The sequence below is a fragment of the Actinokineospora sp. genome, from assembly GCF_052390155.1.
Lineage (GTDB): Bacteria > Actinomycetota > Actinomycetes > Mycobacteriales > Pseudonocardiaceae > Actinokineospora.
Map to the genome: position 1 here is coordinate 151744 of NZ_JBQTHF010000056.1, position 20085 is coordinate 171828.

The following is a 20085-nucleotide window of genomic DNA, read 5'->3' on the forward strand; positions in this document are numbered from 1 at the left end:
GGCCATGGTCACCTGTTCGAGGCGCGCTTGACGAACGCGGCGAGGTCTTTGGACTGCTGCACCCGGCTCGGCTCGTGCACGTACATCATGTGGCCCGCCGGGTAGTAGGAGACCTCGATGTTCGCCCGCAGCTCGGCCGGGATGTCCAACTGGGCCAGCGTGTACTCGGTGGCGAAGTACGGTGTGGCGCCGTCGGTGTAACCGGAGGCGACGTGCACCTTGAGGTGCGGGTTGGCCCGCATCGCGGCGGCCAGTTTGTCGGCCACGGTGACGTGGGCGTTCTCGAACTCCTTGAACGACCACTCCCGGTTGACCGGGATGCTGAGCACCTCGTAGGGCAAGTCGTTGGTGTAGGCCAACTCCACGTGCAGGTAGTGGTTGATCCCCGCGGTGTAGGCGCCCATGATCGCCGCCGACGCCGGGTCCTCGGTGAACTGTTCGCGGCCGTAGTCGGCCTCCCAGCCGGTGAACCGGCCGTCGAGCCTGCCGACGGTCTGCTTGCGGTGGCGCAAGAGTTCGGTACAGAACCGGACGTGCTCGACGCGCAGGTTCACCCGGTCCACATAGTCCTCGGACAACCCGGTCAGCGCGGCGAGTCTCGCCACCGCCACCGCTCGGTCCTCAGTGGACAGTCGAGCGCCCTGTGCGAGGGCCCACGGGTAGTCGCGGTCGGCGAACTCCTCGGCCTCGGCGAGCACCTCGGCGAGCGGGCGGTCGCCGTGCAGGCCGTGGTAGTGCGCGATGGCCGCGTAGCTGGGCAGGAACAACACATACGGCAAGTCGTTGCCCGCACTGAACAGCAGCGTCGAGTAGTCCAGCACGGACGAGATCAGGATGAGCCCGTTGAGGTACATCCCGTGCCGCTGCTGCAGATGTTGCGCGAGACCACCCGCGCGAGTCGTGCCGTAGGACTCGCCCGCGAGGAACTTCGGCGACACCCAGCGCCCGTTGCGCGTCGTCCACAGCCGGATGACCTCCCCGACGGACTCCAGGTCGGCCTGGAACCCGTGGTGGTCACCGGGTTTCTCGCCCTTGACGGTGCGCGAGTACCCGGTGGACACCGGGTCGATGAACACGAGATCGCTGTGCGCCAACAGGGTTTCCTGGTTGTCCACCAGCCCGTACGGCGGCGCGGCGAGCCCGCCCGCGTCGCCGGACACCACGCGGCGCGGGCCCAGGACGCCCAGGTGCAGCCAGATGCTCGACGAGCCGGGGCCGCCGTTGAACGCGAAGGTCACCGGGCGGGTGGCCGGGTCGGCGCCGTCGAGGGTGTAGGCGGTCACGAAGACCTCGGCCTGCGGCAGGTGGCCGTCGAACTTGCCGTCGGTCAGGACTTCCTTGCGCAGCACCAGCCTGCCGGTTGTGGCGGTATAGGCCAGTTTGCGCCTGCGCGCCGCCAGCGTGTGCGCCGTGGTGACCAGGTCGTCGGTGGGCTCGGGGGTCGGTGCGGCGTCCGGCTCGGGGGCCCGCTGCTCGTCCTTGGCTGCCATGGGCAGACCCTACGTGGTGTGATCGTGCGCGACGACAACCCTGTGGGGGTATGACGATGACGCTCGCTGAACTCGACCGGGCGGTCGCGGACTGCCGCGCCTGCCCGCGGTTGGTGGCCTGGCGGGAGGAGGTCGCCCAGGTCAAACGGGCCGCGTTCCGCGACCAGGAGTACTGGGGCAGGCCGGTTCCCGGGTTCGGCCCGCCGGACGCCGCGATCGCGCTGGTCGGCCTGGCCCCCGCCGCGCACGGCGCGAACCGCACCGGCCGCATGTTCACCGGCGACCGCTCCGGCGACGTCCTCTACGCCGCCCTGCACGCCGTCGGTCTCGCGTCGCAACCCACCGCCACCCACCTCGGCGACGGCCTTGAGCTGTTCGGCACCCGGATCACCGCCCCCGTCAAATGCGCCCCGCCCGCCAACAAACCCACCCCGACCGAGCGCGACACCTGTCGCCCGTGGTTGGAGCGGGAGTTGGCGCTGCTGCGCCCGACCCTGCGCGCGGTGGTCGTCCTCGGCGCGTTCGGCTGGCAGGCCCTGCTCCCGGTACTGAACGCCGCCTGGGCCGTCCCCACCCCACGCCCCCGCTTCGGCCACGGCGTCCGCCACGACCTCCCCGCCCGCGACGGCGGCCCACCCCTGGCCGTCTTCGGCTGCTACCACGTCAGCCAGCAGAACACCTTCACCGGCCGCCTCACGCCCGCGATGGTCGAGGACGTCCTGACCGCCGCCAAGGCGGCTGCCGGGCCGGGCCGACCGTAACCGTTTCCTGATCGCTTCCGGCGGCTCCGTGCGGCAAGCTGGCTGCCATGAGGTCCCGCCTCCCGGCGCTGCTGGTGGTGGCCGCGCTGCTGGTGCTCGCGGTCGTGGCGGCGCGCGGGGAATCGGCGATCCCCAAGGGGTCGGCGCTCGGCCCGCGACCCGATCCGCCGGAGAGCACCCCGGGCGACACCGGGATCGGCGACGGCACCCGCAACCCGATCCTCGACCTCATCAGCGGCATCAGCACCGGCATCCTGCTCCTGCTCATCGTCGCGATGCTGCTCATCGGGCTGGCCGGAATCCTGGCCGCGCTCGCCGGGATCGGGCGGCGGCGGCGCCTGCTGCTGCCGGTACCCACCCTGGAGCACGCCGACGGGGTCGAGCCGTCCAGTGGGGTCACGGTGCGGGACCTGTTCGTCGCGGCCCGCCGGGCGCGCCACGAGTTGAGCAGGCGCGCGGGCGGGCCGCCCGCCGACGCGATCGTGGCGGCCTGGCTGGTGCTGGAGGACGCCGCCGCCGCGCACGGGGTTCGTCGCGCGGCGCACCAGACACCGACCGAGTTCACCGGGGACGTGTTGGCCGCGCACGCCGTCGACGGGGTGGCGCTGGGCGAGCTGCGGCGGCTCTACCAGCGCGCGCGGTTTGGCGAGCCGGGCGCGGTCACCGACGCCGACGCCGAGGCGGCCCGCGACGCGCTGCTGCGGGTCGAAGGCTCGCTGGCGGCGGCGTGACGACCGCCCGCAGCCTCGCGCTGGCCCTGGTCGCCGGGGTGGCGGTGGCCGGGTTCTCGGTGTGGCCGGGCGACATCCCGCTGCTGTGGGGCATCGCGCTGGGTATCCCGGCGGCCGCGGTGACGGTGCTGGGCGCGCGCATGTCCGGCCCGCTCGAACCGAGCTGGGCCGCCGAACCCGACCTGCCGTCGCCCGCCACCGAGATGCAGTCGGCGAACCTGGCCACCCGGTTCGCCGAGGCCGCGGGCGACCAGACCCGGTTCGTCTCCCGCGTGCAGCCCCGGCTGCGCAGGCTCGCCCTGGCCCGGCTGCGCGAGCGGCATCCCGATCTGTCCGATGTGGACGACCCGCGGGCGCGGGCCGTTCTCGGGGTCGAGCTGCACCGGCTGCTCACCTCACCCGGAGCCGCTCTGCCGTCCCCACAACGGATGGCCGAGTTGCTCGATCGACTGGAGGAGACGTGAAACAGTCCACTGTGGAGCATTCGGTGGCGCAGATCGCGGCGGTGGCCGCGGGCGTGACCAGCGCGGTGTCCGAAGTGGTCGTCGGCCGGGAGCGCACGGTGCGGCTGGCGCTGGCCGCGGTGCTCGCGGGTGGCCACGTGCTCCTGGAGGACGTGCCCGGCCTCGGCAAGACACTGCTCGCCCGCGGGCTGGCGGGTGCCCTCGGCCTGGACTTCGCGCGCCTGCAGTGCACTCCAGACCTCCAGCCCGCCGACGTGACCGGCTCCTTCCTGTTCGACCCGGCCGAGCGCGAGTTCGCCTTCCGCCCCGGGCCCGTGTTCACCGGCCTGCTGCTCGCCGACGAGATCAACCGGACGCCGCCCAAGACCCAGTCCGCGCTGCTGGAGGCCATGCAGGAGCGCCAGGTCACCGTCGAAGGCCGCACTTTCCCGCTGCCCCGCCCGTTCCACGTCCTCGCCACCGCCAACCCCATCGAGTACGAGGGCACCTACCCGCTGCCCGAGGCCCAGCTCGACCGTTTCCTGCTCCGCCTCGACGTCGGCTACCCGCCCGCCGACGAGGAGGTGGAAGTGCTGCGCCGCAGGCTCGCCCGGCGCACCGAGGACGCCGAATTCGCCGCCGTGGTCGACGCGGCGACCGTCCGCGAGCTGCAAGCAGGCGTCGAACGGGTCGCCGTCGACGAGGACGTGCTGCGCTACTGCGTCGACCTGGCCCGCGCCACCCGGGCGCACGCGGCCGTCGAGGTCGGCGCGTCCCCGCGCGGGTCGCAGGCGGTGCTGCTGGTGGCCCGCGCGCTGGCCGTGCTCGACGGCCGCGGCTACGTCCTGCCCGAGGACGTCAAGGAGTGCGCCGTCGCCGCGCTGGCCCATCGGCTCACCCTGCGCGCGGAGACCTGGAGTTCCGGCGTCACGGGCGTCGAGGTGGTCACCGAACTGCTCCGCTCGGTACCCGGTCCCGCGAGCACCCGGCCCGTCGGATGAGCAGGCGCGTACTGGCGTGGTCACAGGCCAGACGAGCCGCGGGCACCGCGGGCTGGCGCGGCACCGACGCGCTGTTCCGCGGCGCGGCGGGCGGCATCGGCCTGGTCGGCGCCGGCGTTGTGCTGCACCGGTTCGACCTGCTGCTCATCGGGGCTCCGCTGCTGGTCAGCGCCGTGCTCGCGCTCGCGGTACCGGTTGGCGCGACCCCCGTGCTGCGCACCGCGCGGCTGCCGCGCACGGTCGAATCCGGCGACGACGGCAAGCTGACCGTCACCGTCGAGGCCGGGCCCGGCACCGAGTTCCTCGCGGTGCGCCTGCCGGTCCCCGACAGCCCCGGCGTCGGGCCGGTCCACCTGCTGCCGGGCAGCGTGCGGTCGGTGCGCGGCCTGCTGCGGTGGAACGCCTGGGGCGAGGGTGTCGACCTGCGTCCCGACAACCTGGCCGCGAGCCGTGACGCGCTGCTCATCTCCGGGCCCGTCGTGGGCACCGAGGGCAGGCGCACGGTGCTGCCGCCGGTCGCGCCGCTGCCGCCCGGCCCGCTGCCGCCGCGGATCTCGGGGCTGGTCGGCGTACACCGCTCGCCCCGGCCAGGCGACGGCACCGAACTGCGCGCGATCCGCCCGTTCCAGCCCGGCGACCGGGTGCGCCGGGTCGACTGGCGGGTGTCGCTGCGGGCGGGCGCGGCGACGGGTGAACTGCTCGGCCCCGGCACCCTGCACGTGCGGGAGCGGCACGCCGAGGCCGACGCCGACCTGGTGCTCGCCCTGGATTCACGGGTGGACGTCGGCACCGAGCTGGCGCGGTGGTCGGTCGGCGACCCCGGCGTCGCGGTCCGCGAGGGCGGCAGTCTGGACGCCTCGGTGCGCGCCGTCGCCGCGCTCGCCGCCGGGTACCTGCGCCAGGGCGACCGGGTCGGCCTGGTCGACCTGGGCCGCCCGCAGCTCGGCCTGCCGCCCGGCGTCGGCCGCCGCCAGCTCCTGCGCGTACGCCACCAACTCGTGGCGTGCTCGCGCTCGGCCGGGTGGGCGGCCAAACCGGTGCTGCGGGCGCAACAGGTGCCCGCGGGGGCGGTCGTGGTCGTGCTGTCGCCGTTCCTCGACGACGCGGTCGTCGACTGCACCGTGCAGGCCGCCCGACGCGGTGACGTCGTCGTGGCGGTCGACATGCTGCCGCCGGAGCTGGTGGCGGACGACGAGACCCCGTGGGGCGAGGTGGTGCGCCGCGTGCTGCTGGGCGAGCACCGGGCCCGGCTCGCGGCCCTGCGCACGCACGGGGTGGCGGTGCTGACCTGGGGCGACGGCGGGGGAGTCGCCGCGACCCTGCGCCGCGTCCGCCGCCGCGGGCGGGTGCGCTCGTGACCGGGGCGCTGGATGTCGGGCGCGGCGTCTCCGCGCTCTGGGTCCGTGCCGCCGCGGGGCTGGCGTGCGCGGGCATCCTGGCCGACCTCGCCCTGCACGGCGCGGCCGGGTTCATCCTGGGCATCGTCGCGATCCTGGGGCTGGCCTGCGTGTACGTGCCCGCGTCGCCCGCCCCGCTGCTGGTGATCGGGATCGCCGCCATGGTGCTGACCGTGTCCGGCGACGACCCGCTGCGTCCCGGCGTGCTGGTGATGGTGCCGCTGGTGCACCTGCTGCACCTGTCGTGCGCGATCGCGGCGGTGTTGCCGAAAGGCGCCCGGATAGCGCCCGCTGCCCTGCGCCCGCCGGTGCGCCGGGCCGCGGCGACCGAGTTGGTCGTTTTCGCCATCGCGGCCGTCGCGGTGTTCGTTCCCACCGGCCGCACACCGGTGATCGTGGAATTGATCGCGTTACTCTCGATCGCCGGAATCGCACTCGTGGTGATAATTCTCGACAGATACCGCTGAACCCCGCGACATGGGTCACACCTGCGGAAACAGCCGCGCGACTCGGGTCACACCGACCGGGGGGTACCTCGCGGACGACCGAAACCAGTGCGACTATTGAGCCATGGCGCACGGAAAGTCGGAGCCCACCCGGATTCTCATCCTCGGTGGCGGATATGTCGGGCTGTACACCGCGCTCGGACTCCAGCGGCGACTGCGGTCCGGTGAGGCTTCGGTGACGGTCATCGACCCGCAGCCGCACATGACCTACCTGCCGTTCCTGCCCGAGGCCGCAGGCGGCTCGATCGAGCCCCGGCACGTCGTGGTGCCGCTGCGCCGCGCGCTCAAGCGCTGCCACGTGATCACCGCCCGCGCCACCCGGATCGAGCACGCGCGCAAGGTCGTCACCATCGAGGCCGCCGACGGCCACATCGAGGAACTCGGCTACGACGTGCTGGTCGTGGCGCTCGGCTCGGTCGCCCGGCTGTTGCCCGTCCCCGGCCTGATCGAGCACGGCATCACCTTCAAGACCATCGGCGAGGCCATCTACCTGCGCAACCACGTGCTGACCAAGCTCGACCAGGCCGACAGCACCCACGATCCTGAGCTGCGCAGGAAGCTGCTGACGTTCACCTTCGTCGGCGGCGGCTTCGCGGGCATCGAGGCGCTGGGCGAGCTGGAGGACATGGCCCGCTTCGCCACCCAGTACTACAAGAACATCGAGCCTGCGGACCTGCGGTTCGTGCTGGTCGAGGCCGCGGGCCGGGTGCTGCCCGAGGTTCGCGAGAGCCTGGGCGTCTACACCGTGCTGCAGTTGGAGAAGCGCGGCATCGAGGTGTACCTGTCGACCATGGCCAAGTCGTTCGAGAACGGCCACGTGCAGCTCTCCGACGGCACCGAGTTCGACAGCGACACCATCGTCTGGACCGCGGGGGTCAAGTCCAACCCCGTGCTGGCCTCCTCCGACCTGCCGCTGACCAAGCAGGGCAGGCTGCGCGCCACCGCCGCGATGCGCGTCGAGGGCCTGCCCGACGCGTGGACAGCGGGCGACAACGCCGCCGTGCCGGATCTTTCCCGCACGGCGGAAGACCCGACCGCGATCTGCCCGCCCAACGCCCAACACGCGGTCCGCCAAGCCCGTCTGCTGGCCAAGAACATCGCGACCGCGCTGCGCGGCGGCGAGCCGAAGGACTACTTCCACAAGAACATCGGCTCGGTCGCCAGCCTGGGGCTGCACAAGGGCGTCGGCGACGTGTTCAACTTCAAGGCCAAGGGCTTCCTCGCCTGGGCCATGCACCGCCTCTACCACGTGAAAGCCATGCCCACGGTCAATCGCAAGGTCCGCATCACGCTGGACTGGTTAACGGGCGGTCTCTTCCGGCGCGAGGTCATTTCGATGGGGCAGATCAACGATCCGAAGGCTGAGTTCGCCAGGGTTTCCCAGGGCTGACCGGCAAACGGCCCAAAGTGCATTGGGCCAGCCGGGCGGACCTGTAGGAAACCCGTGCCCTGCCGTGTAATCGCGCCTTAGGCTGCGGCTGCCCCCGTAGCCCAACAGGCAGAGGCAGCCCCCTTAAAAGGGGTCGAGTGCCGGTTCGAATCCGGTCGGGGGCACGTTGTACGTTCAGTCACCCGGCGATCACGTCAGGCGCCGGGTGACTGTCTTTTGTGGATGATCGGCACCCTTTTGGACTATTCGACGCGGATATTCGGCGGTACCGGACTGTTGGTCCTTTTCGAACGCGACCGACCGGTGCGCGACCATCCGACCGCGGCTGTCCACTGTGGAGTCTGAACGGGACGCACTAGGCTCGTCCGGGTGGCGGAGTACCGGATCGACGAGTTGGCGAGAACGGCGGGAACCTCGGTCCGCAACGTGCGGGTGTACCAGGATCGCGAACTGCTGCCCCCGCCAACGCGCCGCGGCCGCACGGCGATCTACGGCGACGCGCACCTGTCCCGGCTGCGGCTGATCCTCAACATGCTCGACCGCGGCTACGCGTTCGCGCAGATCAAGGAGATGCTCGACGCGTGGCAGTCCGGGCACAGCCTCGCCGACGTGCTCGGCCTGGAGCGGGCCACCGGTGCCGCGTGGTCCAACGAGCAGCCCACCGTGGTCGCGATGAGCGAGCTGGTCCGAATGTTCGGCAAGCAGCTCACCCCCGCCAACATCCGCCGGGCGCTCGACCTCGGCATCCTGGAGCGGCGTGGCGCGCAGTTCGTCGCGCCCAGCGTGAAACTGCTGGAGGCGGGCCACGAGCTGGTCAAGCTGGCCGTGCCGCTGGCCGAGGCGCTGGCGCTCGCCGCGGAGCTGCAGACCGAGACCGATCGGGTCACCGGCCTGCTGATCGGGCTGGTGCGCAAGTACGTGCTCGACCCCAAGGGCCCCGACTGGCTGCCCAGCGGCGAGGAGCTGCCGCAGTTCGCCGACGTCATCTCCCGGCTGCACCCGCTGGTCATGCAGGCGCTGTCGGCCGCGGTCGACCGCTCGGCCCGCCGGGTGATCCCCGAGGTCATGGGCGACCGGCTGATCGCGATGGCCGAACGCGCCCGCGCCGAACGCGGAGAGTAGTCGGCGCTTGCTCTTGCGAGCATGACAATGACGGTTGTAACGTTCTTCATTGTCACGTAACAGCGGCTTCATCTCTCCGCCCGCGGCCCGGCTGTGGGCCGTTGACGCACGTCCTGGAGGCGCCATGGCCAGCGAACCGCTCCCGTTCCCGGCGCCGACCCACCTCGTCGCACGCAGGCGCACGGTCCGGTCCGGCGACGTCGACCTCGCGGTGTTCACCCAGGGCGACGCGGCGTCCCCCACGGTCTTGCTGGTACACGGCTTCCCCGACACCCACCGGCTGTGGGACGCGATGGCCGACCGCCTCGCCGAGAACTACCACGTCGTGCGGTACGACGTCCGGGGCGCGGGGGAGTCCACCGCTCCCCGCGGTAAGTCCGCCTACACCACCGAGCGGCTCGGCGAGGACCTCTTCGCCGTCGCCGACGCCGTGAGCCCGGACCGTCCCGTCCACCTCGTCGCGCACGACTGGGGCTCGATCCACGCGTGGGAGTCGGTCACCGCGCCGCGGGCCGAGGCGCGCATCGCCTCGTTCACCTCGATCTCCGGTCCGTGTCTCGACCACGTGGCGCACTGGCTGCGGCGCAGGCTCGCCCGGCCCACCCCGGCCAACCTGCGCGCGGTCGTCACGCAGCTCGCGGCGTCCTGGTACATCGGCTTGTTCCACCTGCCCGTGCTGCCCGGCCTCGCCTGGCGCACCGTGCTCGGCCCGCGCTGGCCCCAGATCCTCGAACGGCTCGAAGGTGTGCGTCCGCTGTCCGCGCACCTGGGGCCGACCGTCGGCGCCGACGCCGCCCGCGGGGTGCGCCTCTACCGGGCCAACATGCTGCCGAAGCTGCTCGGCCCCCGGCTGCGGCCCACCGCCGTGCCGGTGCAGGTCGTGCAGCCCACGCGCGACAAGTTCGTCACCGCCGCGCTCGCCGACGACCTGGAACGCTGGGTCGGCAGGCTGTGGCGGCGCAGGCTCGTCGGCGGGCACTGGGCGCCCGCGGCGCGCCCGGACGCGCTGGCCAGGATGGTCGAGGAGTTCGTCGACCACGTCCGCGGCGAGCCGATGACCAGGAGCCTGCAGCGCGCCAAGGCGGGCGAACCGGGCGACCGCTTCACCAACCGGCTCGTCGTCGTCACCGGCGCGGGCCGGGGCATCGGCCGGGCCACCGCGCAGGCGTTCGCCGACCGCGGCGCCGAGGTCGTCGTCGCCGACCTGGATCTCGACGCGGCCCGCCGCACCGCCGCCGCCATCGGCCCCGCCGCGTACCCGTACCAGATCGACGTCGCCGACGAGCCCGCCGTCCGCCGCTTCGCCGACGACGTGGCGGCCGAGCACGGGGTGCCGGATGTGGTGGTCAACAACGCGGGCATCGGCATGGCTGGGCCGTTCCTGGACACCACCGCCCAAGACTGGCGGCGCGTGCTGGACGTCAACCTGCTCGGCGTGGTCCACGGCTGCCGCGCGTTCGGTTCGCTGATGGTCGAGGCGGCCGAGGGCGGCCACATCGTCAACCTGGCCTCCGCCGCGGCCTACACGCCGAGCCGGGCGATGTCGGCGTACGCGTCGAGCAAGGCGGCCGTGCTGATGCTGTCGGACTGTCTGCGTGCCGAGTTGGCAGGCCACGGCATCGGCGTCAGCGCGATCTGCCCCGGCATCGTGGCCACCGACATCACCAACACCACCCGCTTCGCGGGCACCGCCGACGCCGAACAGCGGCGGCTGCGGCAGCAGGCGACCACCGCGTACGCCCGGCGGGGATTCGGCCCGGAACGGGTGGCCGCCGACATCGTGCGCGCGGTGGAACGCGACACGGCGGTCGTGCCGGTCACGATCGAGGCCAAACTCGCCCGCCTCGGCTCCCGCTTCACCCCAGCCCTCATGCGCCGCGCGGCCCGCGTCGACGTGATCCGGTGATCGGCGACCGACTCCTGCTGGACGTGTGAAGGGAAGGCGATATGACCCGTCAGCCGATCGAGGTCGTTTTCGAGCGACGCGGCCAGGGCAGCCCGCTGGTGCTGCTGCACGGCATCGGACACCGTTGGCAGGCCTGGGAACCCGTGCTCGACCGGCTCGCCGAGCGGCACGACGTCATCGCCATCGACCTGCCCGGGTTCGGCGCGTCCCCGATGCTGCCGCCGGACCGGACCTACGACGTGCCGAGCGCGGTGGAGGCCCTCGCGGAGGTGTTCATCGCCCTGGGCGCCCCCCGTCCGCACATCGCGGGCAACTCCCTGGGCGGAATGCTCGCGCTGGAACTGGCCTCCCGCGGCCTGGTCCGCTCGGTCACCGCGCTGGCGCCCGCGGGCTTCTGGTCGGCCCGCGACCGCGCCTGGGCGATCCACGTGCTGAGCACCCTGCGGAGGTCCGCCCGCGCCCCGCTGGGCGTGCGCAGTGCGCTGTTCAATCGCAAGATGGTGCGAATGGTCGGCGGCAGCATCCTGTTCGGCCGCCCGTCGATGCTCACCGCGGAGAGCATGCTCGCCGACATGGCGGCCATGGTCGCCGCCGAGGGCTTCGACGCCGTCATCGCCGCGGGCGGTCGGGACTACGTGTACGCCTGCCCAGCCCCGTCGGTCCCCATCACCGTCGCCTGGGGAACCCGCGACCGCATCCTGTGGCCCCGCCAAGCCCGCCGGGCCGCCGACCTGCTGCCAGCCGCCCGACACGTCTCGCTGCGCGGGTGTGGCCACGTCCCGATGGGCGACGATCCGCACGCGGTGGCGGAACTGATCCTGTCGACCTGCCAGGAGTCCACAATGGACGTTGCGGCCTAGCCTCTGCGCGGCCGGAGGACACCGGCGACCACGATCAGCAGGCTCCCGAAGCCCACGTTCCACACCCCCGACTGCAGGTCGGTGATCTCCACGGCCGCGCGCGCCCGCACCACCCACACGACGACGGTGACGAGCAGGAGGAGCCCACCGAGGCGCAGCAGCGGTTGGGAGACCAGCAATCCGACCAGCACGAGCAACAGCGCTATCGCGATGGGGACCGCGATCGAGCTGATCAACGGCGCGGTCGACCGGCGCACGCCCTCGAACAGGTCGGCCAGCGGGATGGACGTGCCGACCCGGTCCTCGTACCAGGGCCGAATCACCCCGATCGCCGCCGCCGCCACGCCGACCAGCCCGAGTAACCAGGAAACCAGAGTTCGCACGCCCGCTCCGCCGTCCCTCGACTACGCAGTACGGACCTCACCTTACGGGCGCGCCGTGTCGGTGTGGTGACGTGCGGTGCCTGGGGCTATGACGCGGGGGTGCGGTCTCGCGGGGCGGGCGTGGGGGCGGGGCGGTGTACTGGCTGGGTGGTGCCGCTGGGCTTGGCCCGCAGTGATTCCACCGAGTCGGGGGCGAGTTCCGATTCCGCTTCCAGTGGCGCCAGCAGGTTCGCGCTCTGGGCCAGCAGGTCGTTCGTGCCGCGCAGCCTGCCCGCCAACTGCTCGCGCAGCGCGGTGAGTCGCTCCACCTGGCTGGTGGCGGTGGCTATGCGCTTGTCGGCTTCGTCGGTGGCCTCGCGGACCCGATGCCTGCATTCGTCGGTGGTGGCCTTGCGGGCGGCGTCGAGGTCGCGGTGGAGTTCGTCGCGCTTGGTGGTGATCTCCTGCTGGAACTGCTGCTCGATCCGCTGGCGTTCGCGTTCGGCCTTGTCGTCGATGTCCTTGCGGCGCTGGTCGGCCACGGTGGTCATGTCGGTCACCTTGGTGCGGGCCTCGTCCATGATCGACTTGTGGGCGGTGTGGATCTCGGCGTGCTGGCGGTCCAGGTCGGTCAGCAGCTTGCGGTAGCGCTCGCGCAGGGCGGTGGAGGCTTGCTCGGCGGCCGACCACGTGTTGTCGGCGGCGACTCGGGCGCGGCTGGTGATCTCGGCGGCCTGGGTCTTGGCCAGGTCGAGCGCGCGCGCGGCTCGCTCGGCCGCGTTCGGCGCGTTCGCGGCTGCCGCCGCCGTGCCGATCTTGTCGAGGCGCTCGGTGAGCGCGGCGTTCTCGCGCCGCGCCTGGTCGAGTTGGTTGGACACGTCGGCGAGTTGGGACCGAGCCTCGTCGCGCTCGGCCGCGGAGCGCAGGGCGTCGTGTTCCAGGCGTTGGAGGTACTGCTTCACCTGGGTTCGGTCGAACCCGTGCCGCACCACGGCGAAGCCCTCGGGGTCGCGGTCCTGCTGGGAGGCCATGCGTCGACGTTACCGGTGTGGCCACAACCGGCAACAGGGACGCCACGCGATGGGATGAATCATCACTCGTCCGAGTGGAGGTCGAACGCGGTGCGGTGCCGGGGCTCGTAGCGGCCGACCACACCGCCGCCGGGCAGCGCGATGGAGGTCAACAGCCCGAATCCCGCCGCGCTGACCGGGCCGGTGACGGTGACGCCCTTGGCCGTGAGGCCGGCGACGGTGGCCCCGATATCGTCGCCGGTCAGGTACAGCCCGTCCTACCAGTGGAAACCGCGGGTCAGCTTGGCCAGGGCGGTGGCCGCCGCGGTGAGGTTGCGTTCGCCCTTGCCGAGCTTGATCCGGTCGTTGCCGCCCGCGCCCGTGGAGTCGGGGAAGATCCGGTAGCCCTGGTAGGCGACCGCGTCGACTAGCCCCGGCGCCACCGCGTACGCGGCCTGGATCGCGAACCCGGTCGGCGTGCCGATGTGCTTGGGCCGGGAGACCAGCGCGTCCATCACCATGTCGGCCGCCTGCTCCGGCGACTTCGTCGGGAACGCGTCGTAGATCTTGGTCGGCCGGATCATCGGGGTGCGCACCAGCGGCATGTGGACCGTGGTGAAGGTGATCCCCGCGCCGTGGGTCTCGGTGGCGACGATCTTGCTGAAGTAGTCCAGGGCCGCCTTCGACGCCACGTACGCCGAGAACCGCGGCGCGATGCCCTGCACGCCGATCGACGACACGTTCACCACGTGGCCGAACTTCCGCTCCGTCATGTGCGGCAGCAGCGCCAGGATCAGCCGCACCGCGCCGAAGTAGTTGATCGCCATGGCGCGCTCGTAGTCGTGCATCCGGTCGTACGAGAGCCGCACCGCGCGCCGGATGGACCGGCCCGCGTTGTTGACCAGCATGTCCACCGACGGCTGCTCGGCCAGCATCGCGGACACCGTCTTGGCCACCGACTCGTCGTCGGTCAGGTCGCACGGATAGACATACGCCTGCCCGCCCGCGGCCGCGATCTCCGTGCGCACCTCCTCCAGTTCGACCTCGCGCCGCGCCACCAGCAGCGGCACGCCGCCCGCCGCGGCGACCTTGAGCGCGGTGGCCCGCCCGATGCCCGACGACGCGCCCGTGATCACCACGCGCCTGCCGTCCAGTTCGCCGCGCTGGCCGTGCCGACGCGCGCGGAACGGGTCGAGGTGTTCCCGCCAGTAGCGCCAGAGCACGTCGGCGTAGTCGGCCAGGTTCGGGACCTCGACGCCGCTGCCCGCGAGCGCCTTGCGGGTCTCCGCCGACTCGAAGCGCGGCTCGAACGTCAGCGTGGTCAGCAGCACGGGCGGGATGCCCAGCCGGTCGAGCACGGCGTCCCTGGCGATCGACACCCCGGGCACGTTCTCCGCGAACCGCACCAGGCCGAGCAGCGGGCCGCTCAGCCGCCTGCTCAGCTCCGCCGCGGCCAGCGGCGCTCCCGCCGCCCGGGCGAACGCGTTGTAGACCTCCTTGGCGGGCTGTGGTTCGGGCGAGACCAGGTGGAAGGCGCGCCCGTCGAGGCCGGGCTCGTTCACCAGGTGCGCCATCGCCCTGGCCACGTAGTCGACCGGGACGATGTTGGTGTCGCCGATGTCGGGGAACAGCAGCGGCACGTTCGGCAGCGAGTTGAGCCGGGACAGCGCGGCGAAGAAGTAGTACGGGCCGTCGATCTTGTCCATCTCGCCGGTCACCGAGTCGCCGACGACGATCGCGGGCCGGTAGATCCGCCACGGAACCCGGGTCTGGGTGCGCACCAGCCGCTCGGACTCGAACTTGGTGCGGTGGTACGGGGTGACCAGCCGCTGGCCCGCGTCGAACATCTCCTCGGTGAACCGGCCGCGGTAGTCGCCTGCGACCGCGACCGACGACACGTGGTGCAGGCACCCCGCGCCGAGTTCGGCGGCCAGGTCGATCACGTTGCGGGTGCCCTCGACGTTCGCGGTGATGCTGGTCTCGTCGTCGGCGGTGACGTCGTAGAGCGCGGCGAGGTGCACTACGTGGTCGACGCCCGCGAGGTCGCCGAGCGCGTCCGCGGCGATCCCGAGCCCGGGCTGCGACACGTCGCCGACCACCGTGCGGACCCGGTCGGCCGCGGGCCAGTCGCGCGCGGCGCGCGCCAGCCGCTCCTGCGACTGGGCGCGCACCAGCAGCCACAGCCGGTCCACGTCGTCGCGGTCGAGCAGTTCGCGCACGAAGTGCCTGCCGATGAGCCCTGTCGCACCGGTCACCAGGTAGGTCGCCATGATCGCCGTCCTCTCTTCTTCCGGGGTGAGCATGTCACCATCGGCGAAAGTTGACGACCCGTTGTCCACAGGCTCGTTTCGGTGCGTTCAGCGCGCGGCGAGCGCCACTGGGCCGGGCACGAAATCCGGGTCGACCTGATCAGCCAGATCGCGTCCCGCGCGGTCGTTCGCCCAGGCTCGCGCGTTGCGCAGGTGAAAGTCCACGGCGTGGCGCTGATAGGTCGGCCAGTCCTTCTCGACGCCGTCGACCAGGCTGCGCATCGCCCGCAGCGCGGCGCGGTTCTCCGGCTCCAGCGCGTCGATCGGGCGGACGACACCGCGTTCGGCCGCCCGCACGTGCGCGGAGCGGCCGACCCAGGTGAGCAGGTCGTCGCCGACCTGCTCGCGCAGGAAGTCCAGGTCGTCGCCATCGGAGATCTTGTTGCCCACCACCGCGACCCGCACGCCGAAGTCGCGCGCGTAGCCCAGGTACTGCCGGTAGACCCCGACGCTGCGCACGGTCGGCTCGCAGACCAGGAACGTCACGTCGAAGCGGGTGAACAGGCCGGAGGCGAACGAGTCGGCGCCCGCGGTCATGTCGACCACGGCGTACTCGCCCGCGCCGTCGACCATGTGGTTGAGCAGGAGTTCGACCGCGCCGACCTTCGAGTGGTAGCAGGCGACGCCGAGGTCGGCCTCGCCGAACGGCCCGGTGACCGCGACGCGGATGCCGTCGATCTCGCGCACGCAGTCGCGGTAGACCGGGTTGTCCTCAGCGATGCGCACCAGCCGGGAGCCGCGCCCGGGCGGGGTCGTCTTGACCATGTCCGCCGCGGACAGCACCCGCGGGTTGTCGCCGCGCAGATAGTCCTTGATCGGCGTCAGGTGCCCGCCGAGTGTCGGCATGGCGAGTGTCTCCGGCTCGGCCGCGCCGAGCGCCGCGGCGAGGTGCTGGTTGATGTCGGCGTCCACCGCGAGCAGGGCGGGCGCCGGGTGCTCGGCGGCGAGGTGGCGCAGGAACAGCGAGGCGAGCGTCGTCTTGCCGCTGCCGCCCTTGCCGACGAAGGCGATCTTCACGGGAGGTCTCTCCAGGCCTGGGGAACGTGACCTGGATAGTGGTATCGGTTTTCATTATCTCTGGCAAGTCGGGCCACCGGATCGGGGGACCTCAGCCCGGCTCGGCGATCTGCGCGTTGGGCATCTTGCGGTAGGTCTCCAGCACCGCCGGGTCCTGCAGCTTCATCCATTCGATGACCTCGGTGTAGGTCGCGCACACCGTCTCCGGCCGCACGCACACGTCGGACATGAACTGCTCGGTCGCGGTCATGAACGCCCCGCCCGACCACGCGTTGAAGTGGTTGCCGACGATCATCGGCGCCCGGTTGCCGTCGAACGCTGCCTGGTAGGCGCCCTCGTAGGCGTCCAGGGTGATCTTGGTGAACTCGGCGGCCCGCGCGGGCTCGTTCTTGGCCTTGTTCAGCATGAACCACAGGTTGTAGTCCATCAGGATCGTCTTCTTGTACTTCGCGCCCGGCACCCGAACGGTCGGCATCGCGAACTCCCAGACGCCGTCCTGCATCGTCGGCCAGGCGAGGCCGTCGGAGACCTGGCTGGAGTCATAGGTCATGCCGCGCCCGGTGAGCGCGGGCATCAACTTGTCGAACTTGGCCTCCAGGCACGGGGTGCGGCCGCCCTTGATCGTGGTCGGGTCGACCTTGAGGCCCTTGACCGCGGCCTGGTCCACGTACTTGAAGAACTGGTCCAACTCGGCGTTCCACTGCTGGGTGTCCCACTTGCCGCCGCTGGGCTCGGACCCCAGGCAGAAGTGGCCGTTGTAGTGCGTGCCGACCTCGTGGCCCTGCTCGACCGCGGCGTTCAGGTCGCCGATCAGGTTGCGCACGTCCTGTTCGGACCCGCCGAACGCGATCGAGGCCTTGCCCGGACGGTGGCCGGGGCCGGTGTACTCGGTCCGCTGGTCGTCGCGGAGCAGGTAGATGCCGGACAGGAACCCGGAGAAGTGCGCGTTGGCCTTGCTCGCCAGCGGCAGCATCCGCTGCCAGTGCTCGTGCGATCCGGCGCCGTCGAAGGAGAACAGCACGAACTGCGGGGGCTTCTCGCCCGGCGCGAGCTTGTGCATCCAGGCCGCGGGACCCGCCGATGCCTGCGGCGCCGGGCTTCCCGACACCGTTCGGCGGCCGCCGTCTGGGCGGATCGTGCCGAGCACGATCAGCACCACGAACGTCAGCACCAGTGCCACACCGATGCCGATCGTCTCCCAGCGCCTGCGGACCTTCATCGTGCCTCCCCAACGGGTTGCGGCTTGTTCCTCCCCGAATGAATAGACGCCTATACGGTGAACTCGTTGCCCACGGTAAGTCTCGTGGCCGAGATTCCAGCGGAGCGACACGAACCGGCGACACCTGATCGGCGGGTCTTCGCTCCGTTAAGTGATCATTCCGGCCGGGCGACCACGATCCGGTTGGACTCGTAGCCGCCCTGGCCGCCGACCCACTGGCCGCCGCAGGTCACCAGCACCAGCCGGTGTGGCCCGCGTTGGCCGAAGAACTCTTCCGCCCGGACCGGAAGGTCGTGCTTGGTCACGGTCTCCACCTGGGCGACCCGATAGCGCCAGGTACGCCCCTCCGCGTCCACAACGGACACCGCGTCCCCCGCCCGGGCGCCCCACAACTCGGCGAACGGGCCGGTCTGGCCCCGCCAGTTGACGTGGCCCGCGAGCACCGTGGCGCCCGCGGTCGCGTCGAGCCCGGCGCCCCACCAGGTCGCCTCCCGCACGCCGTCGGGCACCGGCAGCGTGGCGTCCGGCCCGAGTTCACGGCGCACGAGCGTGGCTGTGCCGCCCTTGGTGAGGCGCACCGTGCCCGGCTGCTGCCCGACCGGTTCCGGCGGCGCCGGGGGTTTGGTGGCGGGAGGTTCAGGTCGCGCGGGCAGATACGCGCCCACCGCACCGGCACTGACCGCGGTAGCCGGTGTGTGCGGTGTGTCCGGTGTGGACACTGGCACGGCGCCCGCGATCGGCCTGCCGGACACCGAGACGTCGCCGCCCAACACCACCGCGACGAGCAGCCCGACCACCCCCGCGGCCGCGGGCGTGGCGAGCCGCCAGCGACGAGTCATCCGCGCTCCCAGTCGCCGCGCATGCCGCGGCTGACCACGGTGCGTCGACGGCCCCGGACCAGCACCGCCGTGCCCGCGCTCGCCAGGAGCACGAGTGCGCCCAGGCCGACCAGCAGCCCGGTCGACGGACCGCCGCCCAGCACGGCCGCGGCTGCCGAGGTGCCGTCGCCCGCCGGGATGGTCTGGGGCACCGTGGGCACGTTCGGCTTGTTGGCGACAGTCAGCGTGAGCGTGCCGCCCGGCCGCACCTCGCCGCACGCCGATGGCGGCGCCGCCGGGTCGAACGCCTGCTCGTAGCCCGGCGGCGCGGCCACCTCGACCACGCAGACCTGTTGCGGCGTCTTGAGGTTCGGCACCGCCACCGTGCCGTCCGCGCCGGTCACCACGACCACCGGCTTGCCGTCCGGGCCGACCAGGGCCTTGCCGTCCTGGCCGACCGCTGGCGCGGTCTTGTCGGCCCCGGTGACCCGCAGCGACACGCCCGCGATGCCCCTGCCGGTCTTCTCGTCGACCTTGGCGACCGCGGCAGCGCCGGGCGCGGTGACCGCGGTGACGGCTGCGCGCGCGGCCAACTCCTTCTCCCCGCCCGTGCTCACCACGCGCTGGGTGTCGACCTGCACCGCCTGCTGCACGACCGGCCGGTCGGCGGGGCTCGCCAGCGTGATGGCGAGCGCCGGGTTGGGACCGGTCGGGGTGACCGTCACCGCGATAGGGCCGCCGTTGTCCTGGGTGGGCAGGGTGATCGTGGTCTTCCCGTCGACCGTGGCGTCGGTGAGCGTCAGCCGCACCGGCACCTTCGCGACACCCGTGCCCGCGGCGTTGCGGACCTCGACGCTCCACACGTCCGGCGTGCCGATGATCTGCGGCTTGGTCGGCTCGGTGATCGCCGTCGTCCACGGGCCGTGGTTGGCCGTGGCGTCGGCCCGCAGCCGGTCGACGGCGGCCTGGGCGCTCGTGGGCAGCTTCTCCAGGTGGAACGGCGCGCTGTAGGCGATGGTGCGGAAGGTGTTGCTCGGCAGGAGCTGGTCGGCGTTCCGCGGCGCCGCCGTCCACGAGTGCAGCAGGTGCGCCAGCGCGGCGGACTCGTCGGCGCTGGCCGTGTTCGCATAGCGCAGCAGCAGGTAGGAGATGTCCGCGGCGACGTCGGGGGCCAGCTCGGTGCCCCACTTGGTCTTGAGCGCCTCGCCCGGCTGGTACTGCTCGTCGGAGTCCGGCGCGCGGAAGGCGTACTGCACGCACCAGACCTGCTTGCCGCCCACGAGGTACGAGCCGAGCCAGTCGGACGGGTCGGGGTTGCCCTGGTAGGGCTGGGCGGGCGCGGTCTCGTAGCCGATGCCGACCTGGACCGCCGCCGCGGCGGCGGGCGCACCGGTCGCGAGCAGGGTGCCCGCGAGCAATGCGGCCCCCGCGGCGGCGGCGCCGAAGCGCGTGGTTCGCCCCATGTGCTGTTCGACTCCTTGCCATGTCAGTGGCAGCGCACGCCAGCGACACTCGACGATCGTGTGACCCCAGTTCGTGTGGTGTGCCGGGCGTCAGCCCGTCACAGCACGCACTCGACCGAGCCTCGTTCGTCCCCCGATAGGCCGCAATCCGCCACCGGGGCGACCTCGATCGGGTGAAGGGGGGCCGATTTGTCCGCTTTAGGGGGGTCGGGTGGCAGCGTTACAGTTCGGATGGCGCAAGCCTCGCCCCGGCAGGCGGGTTCGGCGACTACGCTCGGCT

Annotated in this window: 18 protein-coding genes and 1 tRNA gene; 11 read left to right on the forward strand and 8 right to left on the reverse strand. The window is 72.1% G+C overall.

The features are described 5' to 3' along the window. Positions 1-8: 8 nt before the first annotated feature. A complete protein-coding gene (locus ACT4N7_RS19745) occupies positions 9-1490 on the reverse strand; it encodes a S10 family peptidase (protein ID WP_444830250.1) in 1482 nt (493 codons plus the stop codon). 56 nt (positions 1491-1546) lie between these two features. On the opposite strand from ACT4N7_RS19745, the gene ACT4N7_RS19750 reads away from it, so the two are divergent. The 11 genes from ACT4N7_RS19750 (at position 1547) to ACT4N7_RS19800 (ending at position 11607) form a co-directional block, all read left to right on the forward strand. Then, a complete protein-coding gene (locus tag ACT4N7_RS19750; RefSeq protein WP_444830251.1) occupies positions 1547-2251 on the forward strand; it encodes a uracil-DNA glycosylase in 705 nt (234 codons plus the stop codon). A 47-nt stretch (positions 2252-2298) separates the two neighbouring features. Continuing rightward, on the forward strand, positions 2299-2982 hold the full coding sequence (locus ACT4N7_RS19755; protein WP_444830252.1) for a DUF4129 domain-containing protein: 684 nt from the start codon (positions 2299-2301) through the stop codon (positions 2980-2982). After that, entirely contained in the window at positions 2979-3446 is a 468-nt protein-coding gene (locus tag ACT4N7_RS19760) for a hypothetical protein (RefSeq protein WP_444830253.1), read from the forward strand. The genes ACT4N7_RS19755 and ACT4N7_RS19760 overlap by 4 nt, the downstream gene beginning before the upstream one ends. Further along, positions 3443-4426 (forward strand): AAA family ATPase, encoded by a 984-nt coding sequence (locus tag ACT4N7_RS19765; protein ID WP_444830254.1) that lies wholly within the window; start codon positions 3443-3445, stop codon positions 4424-4426. The genes ACT4N7_RS19760 and ACT4N7_RS19765 overlap by 4 nt, the downstream gene beginning before the upstream one ends. Continuing rightward, positions 4423-5784 (forward strand): DUF58 domain-containing protein, encoded by a 1362-nt coding sequence (locus ACT4N7_RS19770; protein ID WP_444830255.1) that lies wholly within the window; start codon positions 4423-4425, stop codon positions 5782-5784. The genes ACT4N7_RS19765 and ACT4N7_RS19770 overlap by 4 nt, the downstream gene beginning before the upstream one ends. Then, a complete protein-coding gene (locus ACT4N7_RS19775; protein ID WP_444830256.1) occupies positions 5781-6290 on the forward strand; it encodes a hypothetical protein in 510 nt (169 codons plus the stop codon). The genes ACT4N7_RS19770 and ACT4N7_RS19775 overlap by 4 nt, the downstream gene beginning before the upstream one ends. Before the next feature lie 103 nt (positions 6291-6393). Continuing rightward, on the forward strand, positions 6394-7719 hold the full coding sequence (locus ACT4N7_RS19780) for an NAD(P)/FAD-dependent oxidoreductase (RefSeq protein ID WP_444830257.1): 1326 nt from the start codon (positions 6394-6396) through the stop codon (positions 7717-7719). A gap of 90 nt (positions 7720-7809) precedes the next feature. After that, positions 7810-7883 (forward strand) — tRNA-Leu (locus ACT4N7_RS19785). Between the two features lie 205 nt (positions 7884-8088). Further along, positions 8089-8841, forward strand: coding sequence for a MerR family transcriptional regulator (locus ACT4N7_RS19790; RefSeq protein ID WP_444830258.1), 753 nt, complete (start codon positions 8089-8091; stop codon positions 8839-8841). Between the two features lie 124 nt (positions 8842-8965). Further along, positions 8966-10747, forward strand: a complete 1782-nt coding sequence (locus tag ACT4N7_RS19795; protein WP_444830259.1) for an SDR family oxidoreductase — start codon at positions 8966-8968, stop codon at positions 10745-10747. A gap of 41 nt (positions 10748-10788) precedes the next feature. Continuing rightward, positions 10789-11607, forward strand: a complete 819-nt coding sequence (locus ACT4N7_RS19800) for an alpha/beta fold hydrolase (protein WP_444830260.1) — start codon at positions 10789-10791, stop codon at positions 11605-11607. On the opposite strand, the gene ACT4N7_RS19805 is transcribed toward ACT4N7_RS19800, so the two are convergent. The 7 genes from ACT4N7_RS19805 to ACT4N7_RS19835 form a co-directional block, all read right to left on the reverse strand. Beyond that, a complete protein-coding gene (locus tag ACT4N7_RS19805; RefSeq protein WP_444830261.1) occupies positions 11604-11990 on the reverse strand; it encodes a hypothetical protein in 387 nt (128 codons plus the stop codon). The genes ACT4N7_RS19800 and ACT4N7_RS19805 overlap by 4 nt on opposite strands. 86 nt (positions 11991-12076) lie before the next feature. Continuing rightward, positions 12077-13000 (reverse strand): hypothetical protein, encoded by a 924-nt coding sequence (locus ACT4N7_RS19810; RefSeq protein WP_444830262.1) that lies wholly within the window; start codon positions 12998-13000, stop codon positions 12077-12079. Positions 13001-13257: 257 nt separating this feature from the next. Beyond that, positions 13258-15249 (reverse strand): SDR family oxidoreductase, encoded by a 1992-nt coding sequence (locus ACT4N7_RS19815; protein WP_444830263.1) that lies wholly within the window; start codon positions 15247-15249, stop codon positions 13258-13260. An 87-nt stretch (positions 15250-15336) separates the two neighbouring features. Continuing rightward, positions 15337-16305, reverse strand: coding sequence for an ATP-binding protein (locus tag ACT4N7_RS19820; protein ID WP_444830264.1), 969 nt, complete (start codon positions 16303-16305; stop codon positions 15337-15339). A 91-nt stretch (positions 16306-16396) separates the two neighbouring features. Continuing rightward, positions 16397-17524, reverse strand: a complete 1128-nt coding sequence (locus tag ACT4N7_RS19825; RefSeq protein WP_444830265.1) for a polysaccharide deacetylase — start codon at positions 17522-17524, stop codon at positions 16397-16399. 155 nt (positions 17525-17679) lie between these two features. Then, complete coding sequence (locus ACT4N7_RS19830) at positions 17680-18363, reverse strand: class F sortase (RefSeq protein ID WP_444830266.1); 684 nt, start codon at positions 18361-18363, stop codon at positions 17680-17682. Then, on the reverse strand, positions 18360-19805 hold the full coding sequence (locus tag ACT4N7_RS19835; RefSeq protein ID WP_444830267.1) for an MSCRAMM family protein: 1446 nt from the start codon (positions 19803-19805) through the stop codon (positions 18360-18362). The genes ACT4N7_RS19830 and ACT4N7_RS19835 overlap by 4 nt, the downstream gene beginning before the upstream one ends. Between the last annotated feature and the right edge of the window lie 280 nt (positions 19806-20085).

What these genes read in the sequence shown, in the direction of transcription:
- ACT4N7_RS19825 (WP_444830265.1), bottom strand. Translation starts at nt 17,524, where the DNA reads ATGAAGGTCCGCAGGCGCTGGGAGACGATCGGCATCGGTGTGGCACTG.
- ACT4N7_RS19835 (WP_444830267.1), bottom strand. Translation starts at nt 19,805, where the DNA reads ATGGGGCGAACCACGCGCTTCGGCGCCGCCGCCGCGGGGGCCGCATTG.
- ACT4N7_RS19810 (WP_444830262.1), bottom strand. Translation starts at nt 13,000, where the DNA reads ATGGCCTCCCAGCAGGACCGCGACCCCGAGGGCTTCGCCGTGGTGCGG.
- ACT4N7_RS19755 (WP_444830252.1), top strand. Translation starts at nt 2,299, where the DNA reads ATGAGGTCCCGCCTCCCGGCGCTGCTGGTGGTGGCCGCGCTGCTGGTG.
- ACT4N7_RS19770 (WP_444830255.1), top strand. Translation starts at nt 4,423, where the DNA reads ATGAGCAGGCGCGTACTGGCGTGGTCACAGGCCAGACGAGCCGCGGGC.
- ACT4N7_RS19830 (WP_444830266.1), bottom strand. Translation starts at nt 18,363, where the DNA reads ATGACTCGTCGCTGGCGGCTCGCCACGCCCGCGGCCGCGGGGGTGGTC.
- ACT4N7_RS19780 (WP_444830257.1), top strand. Translation starts at nt 6,394, where the DNA reads ATGGCGCACGGAAAGTCGGAGCCCACCCGGATTCTCATCCTCGGTGGC.
- ACT4N7_RS19800 (WP_444830260.1), top strand. Translation starts at nt 10,789, where the DNA reads ATGACCCGTCAGCCGATCGAGGTCGTTTTCGAGCGACGCGGCCAGGGC.
- ACT4N7_RS19815 (WP_444830263.1), bottom strand. Translation starts at nt 15,249, where the DNA reads ATGGCGACCTACCTGGTGACCGGTGCGACAGGGCTCATCGGCAGGCAC.
- ACT4N7_RS19750 (WP_444830251.1), top strand. Translation starts at nt 1,547, where the DNA reads ATGACGCTCGCTGAACTCGACCGGGCGGTCGCGGACTGCCGCGCCTGC.
- ACT4N7_RS19795 (WP_444830259.1), top strand. Translation starts at nt 8,966, where the DNA reads ATGGCCAGCGAACCGCTCCCGTTCCCGGCGCCGACCCACCTCGTCGCA.
- ACT4N7_RS19745 (WP_444830250.1), bottom strand. Translation starts at nt 1,490, where the DNA reads ATGGCAGCCAAGGACGAGCAGCGGGCCCCCGAGCCGGACGCCGCACCG.